19 protein-coding genes, 1 rRNA gene and 1 pseudogene are annotated in these 19,393 nt (G+C 69.1%); 10 read left to right on the top strand and 11 right to left on the bottom strand.

The window, feature by feature from the left end; translation table 11 throughout:
• Positions 1-7 precede the first annotated feature (7 nt).
• Complete coding sequence (locus tag ABZ319_RS25290; protein WP_354988961.1) at positions 8-1,498, bottom strand: CoA-acylating methylmalonate-semialdehyde dehydrogenase; 1,491 nt, start codon at positions 1,496-1,498, stop codon at positions 8-10.
• A 122-nt stretch (positions 1,499-1,620) separates the two neighbouring features.
• Here ABZ319_RS25290 and ABZ319_RS25285 point away from each other — a divergent pair, with 122 nt between their 5' ends.
• A complete protein-coding gene (locus tag ABZ319_RS25285; RefSeq protein ID WP_354988960.1) occupies positions 1,621-3,249 on the top strand; it encodes a PucR family transcriptional regulator in 1,629 nt (542 codons plus the stop codon).
• Positions 3,250-3,434: 185 nt separating this feature from the next.
• On the opposite strand, the gene ABZ319_RS25280 is transcribed toward ABZ319_RS25285, so the two are convergent.
• Positions 3,435-4,049, bottom strand: coding sequence for a DUF4126 domain-containing protein (locus ABZ319_RS25280; protein ID WP_354988959.1), 615 nt, complete (start codon positions 4,047-4,049; stop codon positions 3,435-3,437).
• A 348-nt stretch (positions 4,050-4,397) separates the two neighbouring features.
• On the bottom strand, positions 4,398-5,240 hold the full coding sequence (locus ABZ319_RS25275) for a hypothetical protein (RefSeq protein WP_354988958.1): 843 nt from the start codon (positions 5,238-5,240) through the stop codon (positions 4,398-4,400).
• Positions 5,241-5,370: 130 nt separating this feature from the next.
• On the opposite strand from ABZ319_RS25275, the gene ABZ319_RS25270 reads away from it, so the two are divergent.
• A complete protein-coding gene (locus ABZ319_RS25270; RefSeq protein ID WP_354988981.1) occupies positions 5,371-5,802 on the top strand; it encodes a nucleoside deaminase in 432 nt (143 codons plus the stop codon).
• A 7-nt stretch (positions 5,803-5,809) separates the two neighbouring features.
• On the opposite strand, the gene ABZ319_RS25265 is transcribed toward ABZ319_RS25270, so the two are convergent.
• Entirely contained in the window at positions 5,810-6,169 is a 360-nt protein-coding gene (locus ABZ319_RS25265; RefSeq protein WP_354988957.1) for a DUF4189 domain-containing protein, read from the bottom strand.
• Between the two features lie 211 nt (positions 6,170-6,380).
• Complete coding sequence (locus ABZ319_RS25260; RefSeq protein ID WP_354988956.1) at positions 6,381-6,860, bottom strand: nuclear transport factor 2 family protein; 480 nt, start codon at positions 6,858-6,860, stop codon at positions 6,381-6,383.
• A 94-nt stretch (positions 6,861-6,954) separates the two neighbouring features.
• On the opposite strand from ABZ319_RS25260, the gene ABZ319_RS25255 reads away from it, so the two are divergent.
• The 3 genes from ABZ319_RS25255 to ABZ319_RS25245 are packed head-to-tail and all read left to right on the top strand — an operon-like array spanning position 6,955 to position 9,353.
• Positions 6,955-7,713: a sporulation protein gene (locus tag ABZ319_RS25255; RefSeq protein ID WP_354988955.1), complete on the top strand. Its 759-nt coding sequence runs from the start codon at positions 6,955-6,957 to the stop codon at positions 7,711-7,713.
• 60 nt (positions 7,714-7,773) lie between these two features.
• Positions 7,774-8,847, top strand: a complete 1,074-nt coding sequence (locus ABZ319_RS25250) for a dihydrodipicolinate reductase (RefSeq protein WP_354988954.1) — start codon at positions 7,774-7,776, stop codon at positions 8,845-8,847.
• Positions 8,844-9,353 (top strand): carboxymuconolactone decarboxylase family protein, encoded by a 510-nt coding sequence (locus ABZ319_RS25245; protein WP_354988953.1) that lies wholly within the window; start codon positions 8,844-8,846, stop codon positions 9,351-9,353. The genes ABZ319_RS25250 and ABZ319_RS25245 overlap by 4 nt, the downstream gene beginning before the upstream one ends.
• Before the next feature lie 50 nt (positions 9,354-9,403).
• On the opposite strand, the gene ABZ319_RS25240 is transcribed toward ABZ319_RS25245, so the two are convergent.
• Together ABZ319_RS25240 and yaaA are read right to left on the bottom strand one after the other, a co-directional pair.
• Entirely contained in the window at positions 9,404-10,195 is a 792-nt protein-coding gene (locus ABZ319_RS25240) for an alpha/beta hydrolase (RefSeq protein ID WP_354988952.1), read from the bottom strand.
• A gap of 189 nt (positions 10,196-10,384) precedes the next feature.
• A complete protein-coding gene (gene yaaA, locus ABZ319_RS25235) occupies positions 10,385-11,128 on the bottom strand; it encodes a peroxide stress protein YaaA (protein ID WP_354988951.1) in 744 nt (247 codons plus the stop codon).
• A 58-nt stretch (positions 11,129-11,186) separates the two neighbouring features.
• Between yaaA and ABZ319_RS25230 the strand changes: the two genes are divergently transcribed.
• Positions 11,187-12,944, top strand: a complete 1,758-nt coding sequence (locus ABZ319_RS25230; protein ID WP_354988950.1) for a proline--tRNA ligase — start codon at positions 11,187-11,189, stop codon at positions 12,942-12,944.
• A gap of 103 nt (positions 12,945-13,047) precedes the next feature.
• Here ABZ319_RS25230 and ABZ319_RS25225 read toward each other — a convergent pair whose 3' ends face one another.
• From ABZ319_RS25225 to ABZ319_RS25215, 3 genes are all read right to left on the bottom strand, one after another.
• The gene (locus ABZ319_RS25225; protein ID WP_354988949.1) at positions 13,048-14,454 is read right to left on the bottom strand and encodes a three-helix bundle dimerization domain-containing protein; all 1,407 of its coding nucleotides are present in this window, start codon (positions 14,452-14,454) and stop codon (positions 13,048-13,050) included.
• A 175-nt stretch (positions 14,455-14,629) separates the two neighbouring features.
• The gene (locus tag ABZ319_RS25220; RefSeq protein ID WP_354988948.1) at positions 14,630-15,064 is read right to left on the bottom strand and encodes a ferritin-like domain-containing protein; all 435 of its coding nucleotides are present in this window, start codon (positions 15,062-15,064) and stop codon (positions 14,630-14,632) included.
• Positions 15,065-15,173: 109 nt separating this feature from the next.
• Positions 15,174-15,719, bottom strand: coding sequence for a hypothetical protein (locus ABZ319_RS25215; protein WP_354988947.1), 546 nt, complete (start codon positions 15,717-15,719; stop codon positions 15,174-15,176).
• A gap of 314 nt (positions 15,720-16,033) precedes the next feature.
• Between ABZ319_RS25215 and rimP the strand changes: the two genes are divergently transcribed.
• The 4 genes and pseudogenes from rimP to ABZ319_RS25195 form a co-directional block, all read left to right on the top strand.
• On the top strand, positions 16,034-16,723 hold the full coding sequence (gene rimP / locus ABZ319_RS25210; RefSeq protein ID WP_354988946.1) for a ribosome maturation factor RimP: 690 nt from the start codon (positions 16,034-16,036) through the stop codon (positions 16,721-16,723).
• Complete coding sequence (gene nusA / locus ABZ319_RS25205; protein WP_354988945.1) at positions 16,720-17,748, top strand: transcription termination factor NusA; 1,029 nt, start codon at positions 16,720-16,722, stop codon at positions 17,746-17,748. Before rimP ends, nusA begins: the two co-directional genes overlap by 4 nt.
• 123 nt (positions 17,749-17,871) lie before the next feature.
• Positions 17,872-18,186 (top strand): YlxR family protein, encoded by a 315-nt coding sequence (locus tag ABZ319_RS25200; protein WP_354988944.1) that lies wholly within the window; start codon positions 17,872-17,874, stop codon positions 18,184-18,186.
• A gap of 111 nt (positions 18,187-18,297) precedes the next feature.
• Positions 18,298-18,723: pseudogene (locus ABZ319_RS25195) on the top strand (translation initiation factor IF-2 N-terminal domain-containing protein); the annotation flags it as partial.
• Between the two features lie 237 nt (positions 18,724-18,960).
• Here ABZ319_RS25195 and ABZ319_RS25190 read toward each other — a convergent pair.
• Positions 18,961-19,393, bottom strand: a 23S ribosomal RNA gene (locus ABZ319_RS25190); the annotation flags it as partial.

Genomic DNA, 19,393 nt, shown 5'->3' with positions numbered 1-19,393 from the left:
GGTCCTCTCAACTGTTCTGCGGGAAGCCGAGATTCAGCCCGCCGTGACTGGGATCGAGCCAGCGGGTGGTGACGGCCTTGGTGCGGGTGAAGAAGTGCACGCCGTCCACGCCGTGCGCGTGCGAATCACCGAAGAGCGAGTTCTTCCAGCCGCCGAAGCTGTAGTACGCCATGGGAACCGGGATGGGGACGTTGATCCCGACCATGCCGACCTCGACCTCGTTGTGGAAGCGCCGGGCCGCGCCGCCGTCGTTGGTGAACAGGGCGGTGCCGTTGCCGTAGCGGTTGGCGTTGATCAGGGCCAGGGCCTCGTCGTAGGTCTCGACCCGCACGACCGAGAGCACCGGGCCGAAGATCTCGTCGGTGTACACGCTCATCTCGGGGGTGACGTGGTCGAGAATCGTCGGGCCGAGCCAGAATCCGTTCTCGTCGCCGTCGGCGCGCACGCCCCGCCCGTCGAGCACGACCGCGGCCCCGTCGGATTCCCCGGCCGCGATGTAGTCCGCGACCCGGTCGCGGTGCGCCCGCGTGACCAGCGGCCCCATATCCGATTCGGCGGTGCCGTCGCCGGTGCGAATCGTGCGGGCGCGCTCGCTGATTCGCGTCACCAGCGCGTCGGCGATCGGCCCGACCGCGACCAGCGCGCTGATGGCCATGCAGCGCTCGCCCGCCGAGCCGAAGCCCGCGTTCACCGCCGCGTCCGCGGCCAGATCCAGATCCGCGTCGGGCAGCACCACCATGTGGTTCTTGGCCCCGCCCAGCGCCTGAACGCGTTTTCCGGCGGCGGTGCCGTGGGTGTACACGTATTCGGCGATCGGCGTGGAACCGACGAACGACACCGCCTTGATCGCCGGATGCGCCAGCAGTTCGTCCACCGCGACCTTGTCGCCCTGCACCACGTTGAACACCCCGGGCGGCAGGCCGGCCTCCTCCCACAGCGCCGCCAGCCACAGCGACGCGGAGGGATCCTTCTCACTCGGCTTGAGCACCACGGTGTTTCCGGCGCCGATGGCCAGCGGGAAGAACCACATGGGCACCATGGCCGGGAAGTTGAACGGCGAGATGATGGCGACCGGGCCCAGCGGCTGGCGGATCGAGAAGATATCGACCCGGCTCGACGCGTTCTCGGTGTAGCCGCCCTTGAGCAGGTGCGGTATGCCGCAGGCGAATTCGACGATCTCCAGCCCGCGCGTGACCTCGCCGAGAGCGTCACCCAGCACCTTGCCGTGCTCGGCGGTGATCAGTGCCGCCAGTTCCTGCTTGCGCGCGTTGAGCAGTTCGCGGAAGCGGAACAGCACCTGGGTGCGCCGGGCGAGGGAGGAATCGCGCCACGCGGGAAAGGCGGCCACGGCGGCGTCCACCACCGCGCGCACGTCGGCGACGGTGGCGAGCGCGACCTGTCCGGTCACCACCCCGGTCGCCGGATTGGTCACCGGCGCGGTCGCGGTGCCCGAGCCGGGGAAGGGTTTGCCGTCGAGCCAGTGTCCGATGGTCTGCATAGCTCCTCGATTCCGGAGGCGGTCGGGACGGGCCGCGGCCCGGTTTCCACTGTGCGCTCTGAGCGCCGGTGCGGATCCCGACGATCTGTACGAAATTCCGTTGGCGGTATTACGATTCGTCGGTGCTCCTCACCGTTGCTGACATTCTGGCGATGCCGGTGGTGCGCGCCGGGCAACCCGAGGTCGCGGGCGGCGGGTCGCTGACGCGCCCGGTGCGCTGGGTGCACGTGAGCGAGTTGGCCGAGGTGGCGACACTGCTCGCGGGCGGCGAGCTGATCCTGACCACGGGCCAGGCGCTGGCGGGCGGCGACGCCGCGACCGTCGGCTATCTGGAGGCGCTCGCGGCCGCCGGGGTCGCGGGCCTGTTCGTCGAATTGGGCACCTCGGTGCCGGAATTGCCGCCGTGCGTGGCGGAGACCGCGGATCGGCTGGGCCTGCCGGTGGTGGCGCTGCGCGCGGTGGTGCGTTTCGTGGAGATCACCGAGGCGGTGCACCGCATCATCGTGGCCGAGCAATACGCCGAACTCGAGTTCGCGCGCACCGTGCACGAGACCTTCACCGCCCTGAGCGTGCGCCGGGCCGCGCTGGCGGAGATCGTCAAGACCGCCGCCGGGATGCTGGACGCCTCGGTGGTGCTCGAGGATCTGACCCACCGCGTGCTGGCCTCGACCGCCCGGCACACCGCCACCTCGGCGCTGCTCGAGCGGTGGGAGACGATGTCCCGGCTGCTGCCCGACGGCGACGTGAGCGTGGTTCCGGTCGGCCCGCACACCCAGCCCTGGGGCAGGCTCATCGTGCGCGCGCCGGCGGTGTCCGACGTGCGGGCCGCGGCGATTCCGGCCGCCCGCGCCCGGGTGGTGCTCGAACGCGCCGCCCAGACACTGACCCTGCACCGCATGATCGAGCGCGATCGTTTCGGCCTGCACCGCCAGGCCCAGACCGGGCTGATCGACGACATGGTCACCGGCCGCCTGACCGATGAGCGCGACGCGATCGCCATGGCCGCGACCCTCGGCCTGGCCCGCCGGGCGCGGTACCTACCCCTGGCCCTGGATGTGGCGGGGACGGTCGAGGCCGATCCCGTTGCGCACCAGCGTCGTACGGCCGCGATCATCGACGCCGCGCTGCACGGGGTGGCGCTGTCCAAGACGACCGCGCTGGCCACCGCCGAGCACGGCAATCGCGTGAATCTCGTACTGGCGCTGTCTCGTACGGGCGATGTGGACGCGCTGTTGACCGCCGTGTGCACCGCCGTGCTCGGCGAGGTCCGGCGGGTGCCCGGCGTGGACCGCGGGGTCATCGGGGCGGGCTCGGCCTCGGAGTCGTTGCTGGACACCGCCCGTGAGCTCGCCCGCGCGGCGCACGTGGCCGAGGTCGCGCTCGCCCTGACCCCCGCCGCGCCCCGCCCGTTCTACCGCAGCGGCGACGTCCGCCTGCGCGGCCTGCTCGCGCTGATCCGCGACGAGCCCGGCGTGCAGGGTTTCGCCGAAACCGAGCTGAGCGCCCTGCTGCGCCACGACATCCGCCACGCCACCGACCTGACCGGCACCCTGCGCCAATTCCTGGACCTGGCGGGCAACAAGACCGAACTCGCCAAACGCCTGATGGTCAGCCGCCCCACCCTCTACGACCGCCTGGCCCGGATAGAACGCCTCCTCGACGTGGATCTAGACGACGGCGAGACCCGCACGTCCCTCCACACCGCCCTCCTCATTCGCGATCTCACCGTCTCGGATCACCCCCGCCGCTGACACCGACCGCGGACCACCGGGACGAATTTCCCTCGGCGCCGGAGTATCTGACCTTCGTCGTCACGCCAGGTCGTTCCGACTCCTCGGCGTCATCCTGATGTCGAGCATCAGCCTGCGTCATCCAGTCGTGCTCTCGGCCGGGATACCGTGTGGGTCCGGGGACTCCGGCTACCGCACCGCCTGCGTCAGCCGATCGGTTCCGCGCCCGCCGAGGCGTCGCGGCGCTGACGGCGCTCCCGGAGCCAGCGGCGGGCGCGGAACGCCAGCCAGCCGAGGCCGATCAGCAGGATCAGGACGGCGACGAACGCCAGGATCGGCACCGCCAGGGCCAGGATCGTCAGCACCAGGGAGGTGCCGTCCTCGGCGGTCGAGACCACCGGATTGCCCACGCCGCCGGTGGTTCCGGTGACGAACGGGCGGGCCACCGTGCGCCCGGCGTGAATACTGCCGGCGGTGACCGCGCCGAGGATCGCGGCGACCGCGGGCGGCAGTTGCGAGGACACGCTGGTCTCGGCCGCGAACAGGATCGCCCCGGACGCGGGGGCGACCAGCGCCCCGAACCCGTGCAGCACCGAGTCCAGGGCCGGGATCTTGTCCCCGATCAGGTCCAGCACGAACACCACGGCGATGCCGAGCAGCGCGGGCGTCGAGGACAGCCAGCTGTACGAGTCGCCCAGGTCGATCCAGCCGAATCGGTCCGCGAACCCCACCAGCAGCAGTGGCAACCAGGCATTGAGCCCCGCCGCACCCGAGAGCCCGAACGCGCCGAGCACCGCTCCGACGGCCGCTGTTATCTCCATGCCACGAGTCTGCCGGGTATGTCCGACATCGGCTCGTATTCGGTGCGCGGATGTTCGCACGAACACGCTGTGCCCGGTGCTCCCGCGCACGTGACGGCCGGCACGGCACCACCGCCGGACCACGGCGGTTGTTCCTGCGACACGGATCGGCCGATCGGCCGCCGCGAGCCCGGCTACCGCCCGTGTCATACCCGCGGTTGGATCCCGCGGGGTCGGCCGAACGGGCGTCTGTTCCGTGAATGCGTCGAATACCTTGCGGCAGTGCGTGATGGGCGGGCACCGCGGTCGGCGTCGATCCGGTCCCACGGCCGTCGGGCCCTTGTGGATCGTGCCGGCGCCGGCCGCGCGTCAGGCCGGGTCGGCGCCCATCGGGTTGGGGTAGGGCACATCCCCGCTGCGGGCAACGAGCACCGCCGCGGGCGTGAGGACGTCCAGGGTCGCCGCGGCGGTGTCGATGTCGCGGTAGGCGGTCATGGCGAGCGCGTAGGTGCGAGCCTCGATGTGCTCGTGCAGGGCGCGCCCCGCGGCGGTGAGCGTGTCCCCGTCCAGCAGGCCGCGATCGTGCAGGCGGGATCGAGCTGCGGCCCAATCGGTTTCGGTCCAGCCGCGCACGCTCTCCCACAGCGCCAGGGGAACGCCGGAGGCGGCGGAGAACAGCAGGTGGGCTTCGCAACCGTCGACGCCCTCGCTCAGCAGACAGGCCACGTGACCGTCGCCGCGGTGTTCGCGCAGGCTCGTGACCGCCTGCCACAGTTCCTCGATCGGATCGGCGGGCGCGGGCAGGTCGCGATTGGCGGCGAAGAGCGGGCGGCCGGTGTTCGGTGCGCTCGCGATGGCCGCGCGCAAACCCGGCAGCGCGCCGGCCGCGACCGCCTCCACCTCGGGAATCAGCTTGCGCAGCACCGCGGCCGCCGCGGCCGATCGCCCCGCGAGCACCGACTCGCGCGTGGCGTAACCCCACGCGTCGGGCAGCGCGCGCCGGACCATGGCCGGGTGGAAGTTGTAGAAGGTGGCCTCCACCACCCCGGGACCCACCGCGCCGATCGGCGCCGCGCGGGTCGCGAAGTAGCCCATCCAGAATCCGCGCAGCCCCAGGGCTTTGTGCGCGGCGATGGCGTCGGGGGAGAAGTAGGTGATGGCGTGCAGTGGCTCGATTGCCCGCCACATCGACCGGGCGAAGTCGTTGTCCATGCAGCCCACCCTACTGGCTGGGTTTAGTAAACTGAAGTCAGAGACGAAGATTCGGGCCCGCGCCGGATCCGCGTACGCGGCAGCGGGCCGCGCCGATGGCACCATGATCGGCATGATCAATCCGAACGATCTGCTGGTCACCGCCTACGACGAGGCGCGCCTGGGACTGTCCGAAGGCGGCATCCCCATCGGCGCGGCCCTGTTCGACAGCACGGGAAAACTGCTGGGGCGCGGCCACAATCGCCGCGTGCAAGCCGATGATCCCAGCCTGCACGCGGAGACCGACGCCTTTCGCCGGGCGGGCCGCCGCCGCGACTACCGCGACACCATCATGGTCACGACGCTCTCGCCCTGCTGGTACTGCAGCGGCCTGGTCCGGCAGTTCGGCATCGGCGCGGTCGTCGTCGGCGAGGCACGCACCTTCTCCGGCGGCCACGAATGGCTTGCCGCACAAGGTGTTTCGGTCACCGTCCTGGACGACCCGGCCTGCGTGGACATGATGACCCGCTTCATCGCCGAGCAGCCGGAGCTGTGGCACGAGGACATCGGCGTCGCGGACTGAGATCAGCTCACTCGTTGCAGACGGCGTCGTGCACCAGCACCGAATCGCTGTACCAGCGCGCGCCGTTCTCCGCCTCGACCCGGGTCGCGCCGTAGCCGCCGGTGTACTTGTTCATGACCTCGGAGAAGGCCACCGCGCCGCAGCCGGTGAACGAAGTGACCGTCGAGCAATCGCTGAAACCGCACTTCTCCTCGGCGGCCCGGCTGGCCGCGGCCTCGGAGTCGTAGTTCCACGACCAGCCGAGGTCGCCGTTGCTGGAAACCGCGATGGCGCCCCAGTAGGTGTACGCCTGCGCCGGGGCGGCGGGGAGCACGGTGGCGAGGGCGGCGAAGGTGAGGCCGGCGGTGCCCAACAGGATCTTGCGCATGAAATGTCCTTGCTTGGAAGTGAACTGAAGTACTACCGATCAAGACCGTCTGACCGGTACGAACAACTATCGCGCAGGACACCGACAGCGTTTACACGCGACCGAACGCGCTGTTGCGGCCCGGTGCGCGCGAAAGCCCGCGCCCCGATGTGGAATCGGGACGCGGGCCTGGCGGATGCGTGAGCGTGCGGGCCGGGAAACCGGCGGGCGGCTAGGAGACTTCGGTCGGCGCCCAGCGATTGGCGGTGATGAGGTATCCGGGCTGATCCGCGGTCGAGGTGCGGGTCTCGTAGATCCGCTGATACCCGGTGCTGGCGATCACCCAGCGACCGTCCTCGCGCACGTAGGTGTCGTGGTAGTACGCCGCGCCGCGAATCGTGATCTGGAAGTCAGGAACGATCACGGTGTCCTCCAGACACCAACTGGCCCTTGCGGTTTCGCCGGTCACCTCGATCTCCGGATGGTTGGCCACGTGCACGGTGATGATGTTGCCGCCCAGCGCCGTGCGCATGTAGTCGACCAGTGCCTCGCGACCGGTGAATTCGAGCGGCTGACCGCCCGAGGGCGAGCCGTACGAGCCGATCACGTCCGTGCTCAGCGTCGCGCCGAACCCGTCCCACTCCTTCAGATCCAGCGTGCGGAGATACCGGTACTTGAGCTGGCGGATCTCTTCCAACGCGGTGTGGTCCATAGCGATTACCTCCCGAGAACTAGTCGGGATGAATTGGAACACAGGCTCGCCCATCCTGGAATCGCTCGGGCCGATCACCGGACAGACTGTTCCCATGTTCAAGAAGTTGTTGGCGGCGGCCGGAGTAGGCGGCGCCGAGGTCGAAACCGAACTGCACACCCCCGGCGTCCAGCCCGGCGGCACCGTGCACGGGGTGGTCCGGCTGCGCGGCGGCAGCGTCGCCCAGGACATCTCGCGGGTGGCCCTGGAGTTCGTGACCCGGGTGGAATTCGAGCACACCGAGGAGGAGACCAGCGGCCTGCGCGGTTTCCACCTGACCCCGGTGCACGGCCCGATCCGGCTCGAGCCCAAGGCGCTCTACGACATTCCGTTCGGCCTGTACACGCCCCTGGAAACCCCGATCACCTTCTACAACGGCCGCCATCTGCCCGGCGCGCAGGTCGCGGTGCGCACGATCGTCGAGATCTCCGGCGCGGTCGACGCCGGGGACAGCGATCCGCTCGGGGTGGGCGCGCTGCCCGCCCAGCACCACATTCTGGCCGCCATCGAACAGCTCGGCTTCCACCTGCACTCCGCCGATTGCGAATGGGGCGGGCTCAGCGGCATCCAGCAGGAGCTGCCGTTCTACCAGGAGATCGAGTTCCTCGGGTCGCCGCGCCATCCGCACCTGAAGCAGATCGAGGTCACCTTCGTGGCCCGTGAGCACAACCTCGACGTGATCATCGAGGCGGACAAGAAGGGCGGCTGGCTGCACGAGGGTCGCGATGTCTACGACGTGATACGCGTCGACTATCACACGTTGGACCAGGTCAACTGGGCGCACATGCTGGACCAGCGTTTCGGTTCGATGTAGTCCGAAACTGAACATCTCGTTCTACCCACTTAGCAACCAAGCGCTTGCTACATTGCGGCCATGATTCCCACCGTGGTCTGGGGCACCGGCAATGTGGGCCGGGCCGCCATTCGTGCTGTCGCGGCCCATCCCGGACTGAAGCTCACCGACGTTCTGGTCAACAACCCCGACAAGGTCGGCCGGGACGCCGGCGCCCTGGCCGGCCTCGACACCGAACTGGGTGTGGCCGCGACCAACGACATCGACGCGGTCCTGGCCGCCGGACCGCGGGCGCTGGTCTACGCCGGCTCCGGCGAGATCCGCCCCGATGACGCCCTCGCCGACATCGCGCGCGCGATCCGCGCCGGTGCGGTCGTGGTGACCCCCTCGCTCTACGCCCTGTACGACCAGCGCAACGCGCCCCCCGAACTGCGCGAGCAGGTGCTCGCCGCGGTGGCTGAGGGCGGCGGCTCGCTCTTCGTCAGCGGCATCGATCCGGGCTGGGGCAACGACGTACTGCCGCTGCTGATCAGCGGGCTCGGCCACACCGTCGACGTCATCCGCTGCCAGGAGATCTTCGACTACACCACCTACGACCAGCCCGATTCGGTGCGCTGGCTCGTCGGCATGGGCCAGCCCCTGGAGTACGAGCCGCCCATGCTCGCGCCCGGCATCCCGACCATGGTGTGGGGCGGGCAGATTCGGCTCATCGCCCGTGGCCTCGGCGTCGAGATCGAAGAGGTCCGCGAGGTCGTGGAACGCCGCCCGCTCGAACAGACCGTGACCACGGAGCTGATGGGCGATTTCGAGGCCGGCGGACAGGGCGCGGTGCGCTTCGAGGTGCAGGGCATCGTCGACGGCCGCCCGCGCATCGTCATCGAGCACGTCACCCGCATCCACGCCACCTGCGCCCCCGACTGGCCCATCCCGCACAGCGGCGCGGGCGCGCACCGGGTGATCATCGAGGGCAGCCCCCGCATCGAGGTCACCATTCAGGCCACCGACGAGGGCGGAAACCACTCCGCGGGCGGAAACGCCACGGCCGTAGGCAGATTGGTGGGCGCTATCGAATGGCTCGCCGCCGCCGAACCCGGCCTCTACGACGCGCTGGACATCCCCCTGCGCAACGGCACACTCGGAAGGAACCAGCCGTGATCATCGACATTCCCGAAGGCAAGGACCCCATCGGCTACGTCTGGGGCGAAATGGTCCCCGGCATCGGCGTCGCCGCGGCCGCGTTCTCGCTCGCGGTCTACGAGCACACCACGCTCGGCCTGCCCGAGTTCGAGGCCGCCCGGCTGCGCATCGCGCAGATCAACGGCTGCCTGTTCTGCCTGGACTGGCGCACCGACCGCAACGGCGAGAAGGTCGACGAGTCCTTCGCCGACGAGGTCACCAACTGGCGCACCGCCGAATCCTTCGACGAGCGCACCCGTTTGGCCGCCGAGTACGCCGAGCGCTACGCCCTCGATCACCACGGTCTCGACGACGCCTGGTGGGAGCGCATGTTCGCGCACTACACCCAGGCCGAGGTCACCGAGCTGTCGATGTGCCTGGGCTCGTGGCTGGCCTTCGGCCGCCTGAACCACGTGCTCGGCCTGGACGCGGTCTGCGTGCTGCCCAGCCACGCGCAGGCGTCGGCCACCCTGGCCGCGGAGTAGTTCCGGTCGCGAGGTGTTGTCCGGACCTGCCGGGCAACACCTTTCGCCGCTCAGGCGGGCAGCGCGTCCAGGAACTCGCGCAGCAGCGAATTCACCTGCGCCGCATGGGTGATGTTCGCGCCGTGCGTCGCCCCCGCCACGGTGTGCAACCGTGCCGGGCCGCCGAGCTGGGCCGCGAGCGCGGTCATGTCCGCGTGGCTCTCGGCCTGATCGTGCTCTCCGCGCACCAGCAGCGCCGGGCAGCTCAGGTCGCCGATCGCCGCGGCCACCGAATCCCGTTCGATCAGGCAGTCCGCGGCCAGTCGTAGTCGGCTCCGATCGGCGTTGCACCACTTGGTGATCCAGAGCTGCTGCTCGGCCGGGGTGCCGCCGATCATGGTCTTGGCGATCATGGCGGCCAGCGGATGGAACGGCGCGGACTCCATCCAGGCCCGCATGATCCCGCGATAGCGCTCGCGCTCGGCGGCGTCGTAGGGCTCGGCCGAGGTGCCCATCAGCACCAGCGCGCGGACCCGGGCCGGCTGTTGCAGCGCCATCCGCAGGGCGGTGTATCCGCCCTGGGACATGCCGCCCGCGACCACCTCGTCGATGCCGAGTTCGTCGAGCACGGCCCAGACGTCCTCGGCCAGATCCCAATACGTGAACGGATCCCGGTAGTCCTCGGTCAGCCCGTGCCCGCGCGCGTCGACGGCGATCACCCGGTAATCCGGTGCGAGCCCGGCCCCTTGACGCGCGAACATCTCCTCATCGAGAAAGAATCCGTGGCTGAGCACCAGGACCGGGCCGTCGGCCTCGGTGTCGGTGTAATGAACTTTCGCCCCGGCGGAACTCACGAATGGCACGGCAATCTCCCATCTCCCACTGTGCGCCACCATAACCGGAACCGGATTCGCCTGTGGTGCTGTCCGATAGCTTCCGGCCGGTAGCAGGCTGCCCGAGCCCGTGCGGTCGGGCCGCGGCGCGCGCGGATACCGGCGGGCGGTGGGCCGGCAGGACGGCGGGATTCCAGCGCCGGCCTACGTCACACGACGCTAGGCGAGCACCAGAAGTTCGGTGGGGGAAGCGATTTCGATGCGCAGGCCGAACTTCTCCGCCACCCGGGCCAGGCCGTTGATATCGGCGGGCTCGGTACGGGTCAGCACCAGCGCGCGGGCGAGCAGGCCCTTGTGATGTTTGTTGAAGTGGCTCACCACGGTTCGGCTGCCGTCGGGCCGCTCGGTGAGCACGGTGGCGGTCACCGCGCCCGGGATGCGGCCCAGATTCTGATAGGTGCCCGAGCGCAGATCCACGGTCAGCTCCCCGTCGGTCTCCGCGCGCAGCGCCTCGGGCAGCACCTGCTTCCACAGCGACTGCAGCGTGGGCAGGCCGGGCAGCTTCGATCCGCCCGAAAGCCGGTACGCCGGAATGGGATCGCCCGCGCGCACCACGCCGAACAGCGCGGATCCGATGGCCAGGCGCGCGTCGGCCTTGGCGCGCTGGGTTCTGGTCAGCGACGCGGCGTCGAGGGCGTCGTAGAGGACGCCGGTGTAGCGGTCGAGCGCGGCGCGGGTGGGGGAGGACCGCAGCGCGGCGTTGCGCGCGATCTCCGCGTCGGCCCCCTTGCCCAGGCCGAGCGCCGAGCGCGAGGCGTCGGGATCGGCGGCCAGTTGGCTCAGTTCGGTGACCAGCTTGTCGCGGACCGCGGTGAGCTGCGGCATCGCGAGGGAGTCCAGGTTCAGTGGATCGCCCGAGCCACCGTCGGACTTGGTTTCGGAGGGAGGCAGCAGCACCAGCACGAGCCAACACGGTAATGCCTTGTGAGCATCGCGTGTGCAGCGGCTACTCTGTGGATCCGTGATCACCCGTCTCTCGCATCTGTTCCTGCGCACGCTGCGCGATGACCCCGCCGACGCCGAGGTGCCCAGCCACAAGCTGCTGGTCCGCGCCGGATACGTGCGCCGCCTGGCGCCGGGCATCTACTCGTGGCTGCCGCTCGGCCTGCGCACGCTGCGCAAGATCGAGAACGTGGTCCGGGAGGAAATGGACGCCATCGGCGCCCAGGAGATCTCGCTGCCGGCGCTGCTGCCGCGCGAACCGTACGAGGCGACCAATCGCTGGACCGAGTACGGCGACGCGCTGTTCCGCCTCAAGGACCGCAAGGGCGCGGACTACCTGCTCGGGCCCACCCACGAAGAGCTCTTCGCGCTGACGGTCAAGGGCGAGTACAACTCCTACAAGGATCTGCCGGTCACGCTCTACCAGATCCAGACCAAGTACCGCGACGAGGCGCGACCCCGCGCGGGCATCCTGCGCGGGCGCGAGTTCATCATGAAGGACTCGTACTCCTTCGATCTCGACGACGAGGGCCTCAGCGCCAGCTACCAGGCGCACCGCGGCGCGTACCAGAAGATCTTCGACCGCCTGAACGTCTCGTACGTGATCGTGGCCGCCACCTCCGGCGCCATGGGCGGTTCGGCGTCCGAGGAGTTCCTGGCCAACAGCCCCGTCGGCGAGGACACCTACGTCATCAGCCGCGAGTCCGGGTACGCGGCCAACGTGGAGGCCGTGGTCACCGCCGTTCCCGCCGAGATCCCCCTGGAAGGCTTGGCCGAGGCCGTCGTTCACGAGACCCCGGACACCGCGACCATCGCGAAACTGGTGGAGTGGGCCAACGCCAACGGCGTCGCCGACCGGCTGGGCCGTCCCGTCACCGCCGCGGACACCCTGAAGAACGTCATCGTCAAGCTGCGCTACCCGGACGGCAAGTCCGAGATCCTGGGCATCGGCCTGCCCGGCGACCGCGAGGTCGACGAGAAGCGCCTGGAAGCCTCGGTCGAGCCCGCCGCCGTGGAACTGCTCGGCGACGAGGACTTCAAGGCCAACCCCTTCCTGGTCAAGGGCTACATCGGCCCGAAGGCGCTGCTGGCCAACGGCGTTCGCTACCTGCTCGATCCCCGCGTGGTCTCGGGCACCGCCTGGATCACCGGCGCCGACGAAGCCGGTAAGCACTACGTGAACCTGGTCGCGGGCCGCGACTTCACCGCCGACGGCACCATCGAGGCCGCCGACGTCCGCGACGGCGATCCCTCGCCCGACGGCAAGGGCGTGCTCGAGTCCGCGCGCGGCATCGAGATCGGCCACATCTTCCAGCTCGGCCGCAAGTACACCGACGCCTTCGACGTCGACGTGCTCGGCGAGAACGGCAAGCCGGTCCGCCTGACCATGGGCTCCTACGGCGTCGGCATCTCCCGCATGATGGCCGTGGTCGCCGAGCAGCAGCACGACGACAAGGGCCTGCGCTGGCCGAAGGAGATCGCGCCCTACGACGTGCACGTGGTCATCGCCAACAAGGACGAGACCGCTCGCGAGGGCGCGGAAAAGGTTGTCGCCGAACTGAACGCCGCCGGCCTGGACGTCCTGTTCGACGACCGCAAGGCCTCCCCGGGCGTGAAGTTCAAGGACGCCGAGCTCCTGGGCATGCCCCTGGTCGTGGTCATCGGCCGCGGCTGGTCCGAAGGCAAGCTCGAGCTCCGCGACCGCTTCACCGGCGAAAGCGAGGAGTTCCCCGCCGAGACCGCCGTGGCCTCGATCATCGCGAAGGTCCGCGGCTGACACGGTCCGTCGCACGAACGATCGAGCCGCGCACAAACCGTGCGCGGCTCGATCTGTATGGCGAGGTGTCGGCGTGGTGGGCTGACCGGCCGGGGTCGACCGGCTAGTTGTAGGCCCTCGCGACCCCGTCCAGCAGGTGTTCGAGGGTGTCGTAGTCGGGCGGGTCGACGACGTCGATCAGGGTGGGGTTCACCGGAACCTTGTGGTCGGCGGCGACTTTCGTGAACAGGGCCGGATCATTGGGGCGGAAGCCGTGGTCGGCGGCCAGGCGCTGGAGGTCCGGATCGGTGGCGAGGAGCTTGCCCAGGCGGTCGCCGCCGTCGTTCAGGGGGATCACGGTGTGCTGGGAGAGCACGGTGGGGGAGGGGTACATCAGCACCATGCCGGGCTTCAGCTGGTTGTTCACCGCGGCCGCCACGTACTGGGATTCGTAGATCCAGACCATCGGGGTCGGGCCCATGCCCGCGGCCAGGTACTCCTTGAACGGGCCGTCCGAGGTGTTCTCGGTGTAGCCCTGGCGGGTGAACAGGCGCGAGACCCGGGACAGGGCGTGGGCCTCGGCGGTCGCGCCGCGCACGATGGTGTTGTCGTTGGCCACGTAGGCGGTGACCGCCAGGTACATGGCCGCGGAGTTCGAGGTGCGCGGGTCGGTCGTGCCGACCAGCACGTTCTTGCGGACCGGGTAGACGGTGTTGCCGTCGAGCTGATCCCACTGCACCCCGCGCTCGGCCAGCGCCAGGAACTTCTCCGCGTCGAAAACCGGCGCCGCACCGGGCGTCACGATGCCGGCGGCGGTCAACAGGTCCACGATCGGCGCGAAGGTGGCGATGGCCATGGGGGAGGAGAACGGGGTGTACTTGGCGCTCACGCCGCGCCCGCGCTGGATGCGCTCGGCCGCCGCCGCGCTGGACGGGAAGGCGAAGTCGTAGCCGGCCAGATCCACCGAGGTGGCGATCTGCCGGGAACCGGCCGGATCGACCTCGACGCGGATCCCGTTGCGGGCCAGCACCTCGGCCACCCGCGGATCCTCGAAGTACGCGACCTTCTCCGACCCGACCACGCCGCGCACGGTGGCGAGCGGCGCGGCGGCGGGAGCCACCGGCGCCGGATCCGGCTCGCGCACCACGGCGAAGGCCGCGACGGCGACAACCGTCACCATCGCGCCCGCGCCGAGCAATACCGAACGCCGCCGCAACACCGAGAGGTCCAAGGTGTCGAATAGATGACTACGCGCTGAATTCGAATTGTCTGCCAATGGAATTGCCGTAGTCAATTCCGTATCCGCCTGTTCCGGATCGGCTTTCGCGTCGTCCGGTTCCAGTTCCCGGCGTGCCATGCGCTCCACCAGAATCGGTACGAATTCCCGCACCGCATGCCCGTCGAAACGCTGCCGCGCCGCGCCGACAACGGCCTCGACCTGCTCCGTCGTATGCACCTCGACATAGCGTTCCACCAGGCGATTCGTCACCGCGTGCAGTGCTTTTTCTTCCCGGGCCGCATCGACCGCCACAATCTCTCCTCGACTCCCACCGGAAATTGATTGCGCGGCAGGAAAATACATCGGACCGCGCCGGTGCGACCTTACTCGCAATTCGTGACGCGTTCAGGATCGGTGTGCGGGAAATGACTCGGCCCGCACACCGATTCGGGTGTGCGGGCCGGGAATCGAGTTCGTTCGACTTACCTCACGGCTGCCCCGGGAACGCTGTCGTCGCCGGATTCACGCCCAGAATCGACTGCCAGGTCGCCAACCGCAGCGCGCATTCGGTGAGCGCCTCCACCGCGGTGCGCCGCACCTCCGGCGCCGACGCCGCCTCGGCCGCCGCCCGCCACGCGGTCGCGGTATCGGTCTCCACCACGACCGCCAGCTTGGCCGCCGGAATCGGATCGTCCACCGGGACCGGGCTCGTATACGCGGCCGCCGGCGCGGGCACCGTGCCGCCCAGGCCCTTCAGCGCGTCGATCGTCGAGTCCCGGCGCGCGCGGTGCGCGGCGGTGTACTCCGCCACCAGCCGCTCCCGATCCGGATTGGCATAGGCCGCGATCACCCCGTACGCGAACACCGCCGCGTACTCCGCGCTCAGCGCGTCCGTCAGCGCCTTCGAATCCGCCCCGCTCATAGCGTGTTCCTCCCCGCCCGAATGATGTACCGCGGTCCGGTGCGCAACCGCCCGCCATGTTCCGTCTGCTGATGTGCGGCCCGCGTTCTCGGCCGCCCGCCGGGCCGGCTCACGCGAGCAGCACCCCGGCGTGCGTGGCGCACGCGGCGCTGATCGAGGCCAGCAGCCCGGCCCGATACCCCGACAGCTGCACCGCCAGTTCGCCGCTCGAGCGCTGCGCACCCGTGAGCGCGGCCTGCACCTGCGCGACCGACGGCGGGGCCGCGGGCGGGGCCGCCGAAATCGGCGCGCTGCGCTGACTCGGCACCGTGCCGTCGCCGTAAACGCCCACCACGCGGTCGATTTCGGCCCGCAGCGCATCGGCGTGCGCGGTGCGCTGGGTGGCGATGACCTGCAACGCCCCCGCGCGATCGGGTGCGACGGCGATGGCGGCGGTCGCCGCGGCCGCGTCCTTGCGTGCCGACTCCTCCTGTGCCAGAAGCGGATCCGGCAGTGCGGGGGCCTCGTCGCGGGTGCACGCGGTACCGGCCCCGAGCACGGTCACCAGCAGTGTCCCGCCGCCGGCCAGGCGCAGCGCCGCCCGGCGGTCCAGGGTGGCTGCCGAGCGGCGATCGAGCGGAGATACGGGTAGGGGCGCGCGTGTGACACCGGCCATAGGGCCGCTCTGACTGCTGGGCACGGATACATGGTGCCAGTCGTTCCGGCGTGCTCACCGCACCCCGGCCGTCCGATAGGCTGTGATCTCGATCGATATGTCCCCGGTACGGGCGCGTCGCCGCCGTTGTCGCACCCGCGACACGGACACGCCGCGATGCCGGTAGCGCAAACCATGCCGAAGTCGCCACGATCGGCTGGTCCTTTACACTCTTTCCGCGCGTTACGCTAGACCTTCGGTGCGGTTATTCAGCGTTTCCGCCCCACTGCCAGACACAACTCAAACCGTCACAACTGAACCAGGAGCCGCCCCACATGCCGATGCCGTCCGAGGAAAGGGTGAGCCAGCTAGTTGCTGTGCTCGTCGAACGCCGAGGATTCGACCTCGAAGGCGTTGCGATTTCGGCTGCCGGTACCGCGCACGCCAAGGTGAAGGTGACGGTGGACAGCGACGAAGCCGCTCCCCTGGACGCCGTTGCCGTGCTGAGTTCGGAAATCTCCGAAGCCCTGGACGCCGCCGGTGATTTCGGCGAGACCCCGTACCTGCTGGAGGTCACCACCCCCGGCGTCGAACGACCCCTCACCGAGCTACGGCACTGGCAGCGCGCTCGCGGCCGCAAGGTGAAACTCACCCTCCGCTCCGGTGTGCAATCCCCGGAGGAGAAGGGCAAGGCCCGGTTCGAAGCCCGCGTCGGCGCCGCCACCGAGACCGAGGTGGCCCTGGTGCTGGGCGGCAAACGCAAACCCCATCGGGTGAGCGTGCCGCTGGCCGATATCGAATTCGCCGTCGTCCAGGTGGAGTTCGCGCCGCCGGGCGCGGCCGAACTGGAACTGGCCGGGGGCGTCGCGCCCGGCCGTCCGCAGCCCGGCGCCGAGGCGCGGGACCTATCCGGTGACGGTGACGACACCGAAGACGGGGACGACGCCGAAGACGGCGACGGCTCCGAAGACGAACAAGACGTAGAAGCTGCATCCGATTCACCGACCGAAGGGATCGTGGAATGAACATCGAAATCGAAGCCCTGCGCGCGATAGTCGCCGACAAGGGGATCTCGATGGAGACAGTGATCTCCGCGATCGAGTCCGCGCTGCTGACCGCCTACCGGCACACCGACGGCCATCAGGCCAGCGCCCGCATCGACATCAACCAGAAGACCGGTGTCGTGCGCGTGATGGCCCGCGAGGTCGACGCCGACGGCAACCTCATCTCCGAATGGGACGACACCCCCGAGGGTTTCGGCCGCATCGCCGCGACCACCGCGCGCCAGGTCGTGCTGCAGCGTCTGCGCGACGCGGAGAACGAGAAGTCCTTCGGTGACTTCGCCACCCACGAGGGCGACATCGTCGGCGGCGTGGTCCAGCGTGATGCCCGCATGAACGCGCGCGGCACGATCGTGGTCCGCATCGGCAGCGAGGCGCACGGCGCCGAGGGCGTCATCCCGCCGGCCGAGCAGGTGCCGGGCGAGACCTACGAGCACGGTGATCGCATCAAGTGTTACGTGGTCGGTGTCTCGCGCGGGCCGCGTGGACCGCAGATCACCCTCTCGCGCACGCATCCGAACCTGGTGCGCAGACTGTTCGCCCTCGAGGTTCCCGAGATCGCCGACGGGTCGGTCGAGATCACCGCCGTGGCCCGCGAGGCCGGACATCGCTCCAAGATCGCCGTGCGCTCGACCGTGCAGGGCGTCAACGCCAAGGGCGCGTGCATCGGCCCGATGGGTCAGCGCGTGCGCAACGTCATGAGCGAGCTGGCGGGCGAGAAGATCGACATCATCGACTACGCCGAGGATCCGGCGACCTTCGTGGGGAATGCGCTGTCCCCCTCGAAAGTTGTCTCTGTCACGATCGTGGACCCCGACGCACGTGCGGCGCGGGTCGTCGTGCCCGACTTCCAGCTCTCGCTGGCGATCGGCAAGGAGGGCCAGAACGCCCGCCTCGCTGCCCGGCTCACGGGCTGGCGAATCGACATTCGCAGTGATGCGGCCCCGGACGTGGCCGGTTCGGTGCGCTCGGAAGCGCATCGATCTTGATCGTGGCGAGACGCCGATCTTGATCCCGGTCCGGCCCAGCGCCGGGCCGGATCGGAAAAAGAAACAGACCCCACGGATGACATGTTGGTAACTTCCCACGGGGACGGATGCGGAGATCGGGACATGACAGCGGTAGAGTGGACGCAGGCTCAGCCCGAGTCTTCGGCTTCCTCCTCGTCCGCACCCGTGCGGACCTGCGTCGGATGTCGCAAACGCGAGCTGGCCGCCGATCTGCTGCGAGTCGTGGCGACCGAAACCACGGTTGTTCCCGATCCTCGGCGTAGACTGCCCGGGAGGGGTGCCTGGCTGCACCCCCTTTCGGCTTGTCTGAACAACGCAGTTCGGCGCCGAGCATTCGGCAGAGCACTACGAGTGTCCGGACATCTGGATATCTCAGCCCTGGAGCATTACGTAGAGAACAGGCACGAGCACTCATGAGCACACCGTGAAGCACCAACGATGATCGACCATCGGAAATAATCTGAGGTCGTGCGGGCCCGCCCTTTGTCCAAAAGGGTTGCCGCGCTCGACCTCTCAGTGAGGAGAGCAGTGGCAGGCAAGGCCCGCGTGCACGAGTTGGCCAAAGAACTCGGTGTCACGAGCAAGGAACTACTCGCGAAGCTCAAGGAGCAGGGCGAGTTCGTGAAGTCCGCGTCGTCGACGGTGGAGGCCCCCGTCGCTCGTCGCCTGCGTGAGTCGCTCGCACCCAAGAGCGCCCCCGCCAACGGCGCCGCAAAGCCGGCCGCCAAGCCCGGCGACGCCCCGCGTCCGTCCGGCCCCCGTCCGACCCCCGGCGCGAGCTCGGGACCCCGTCCCGGCGCCCCCCGTCCGTCCGCTCCGGCTCCGGCCGCACCGGCTCCCGCTCCGGCGGCGCCGCAGGCTCCGGCCGCCGAGCAGGCCGCTCCCGCGGCCGCCGCTCCGGCTCCGGCCGTGCGCCCGGGCCCGGCCGTCAAGCCGGGTCCCGCCCCCAAGCCCCCCGTGGCTGAAACCCCCGCTCCCGCAGCGGCTTCCGCGGCTCCGGCCCCGGCGCCCGCCCCGCAGCAGCAGGGTCAGCGGCCTGCTCCCGGCGCCCCGCGTCCGGGTAACTTTTCTCTCTGCTCTCACTATCTCTAGTGCTCACAACCAAACAAGCTGATTCACTTCAAAACTTTCTTCTTCATCTCTGAGTCTTTTTATTTTAGTCTTACAACCTCAAAAACCCTTGAGCGTTGTATAGTTAAGCCTCTCGGGCAATTAGTATCTGTTAGCTCAACGGCTCGCACCGCTTACACACCAGACCTATCTACGTCTTAGTCTTAAACAACCCTTACTGTCTTAAAGACAGGGAGAACTCATCTTAAGGCAAGTTTCGTGCTTAGATGCTTTCAGCACTTATCTCTTCCGCACTTAGCTACCCGGCAATGCGTCTGGCGACACAACCGGAACACCAGTGGTGCGTCCACTCCGGTCCTCTCGTACTAGGAGCAGCCCCAACCAATTCTCCAACGCCCACGGCAGATAGGGACCGAACTGTCTCACGACGTTCTAAACCCAGCTCGCGTACCACTTTAAATGGCGAACAGCCATACCCTTGGGACCTACTTCAGCCCCAGGATGAGATGAGCCGACATCGAGGTGCCAAACACCGCCGTCGATATGAACTCTT

Source organism: Nocardia sp. NPDC005978, from assembly GCF_040614455.1.
Classification (GTDB): domain Bacteria; phylum Actinomycetota; class Actinomycetes; order Mycobacteriales; family Mycobacteriaceae; genus Nocardia.
This window is presented reverse-complemented; position numbering and strand designations above follow the sequence as displayed.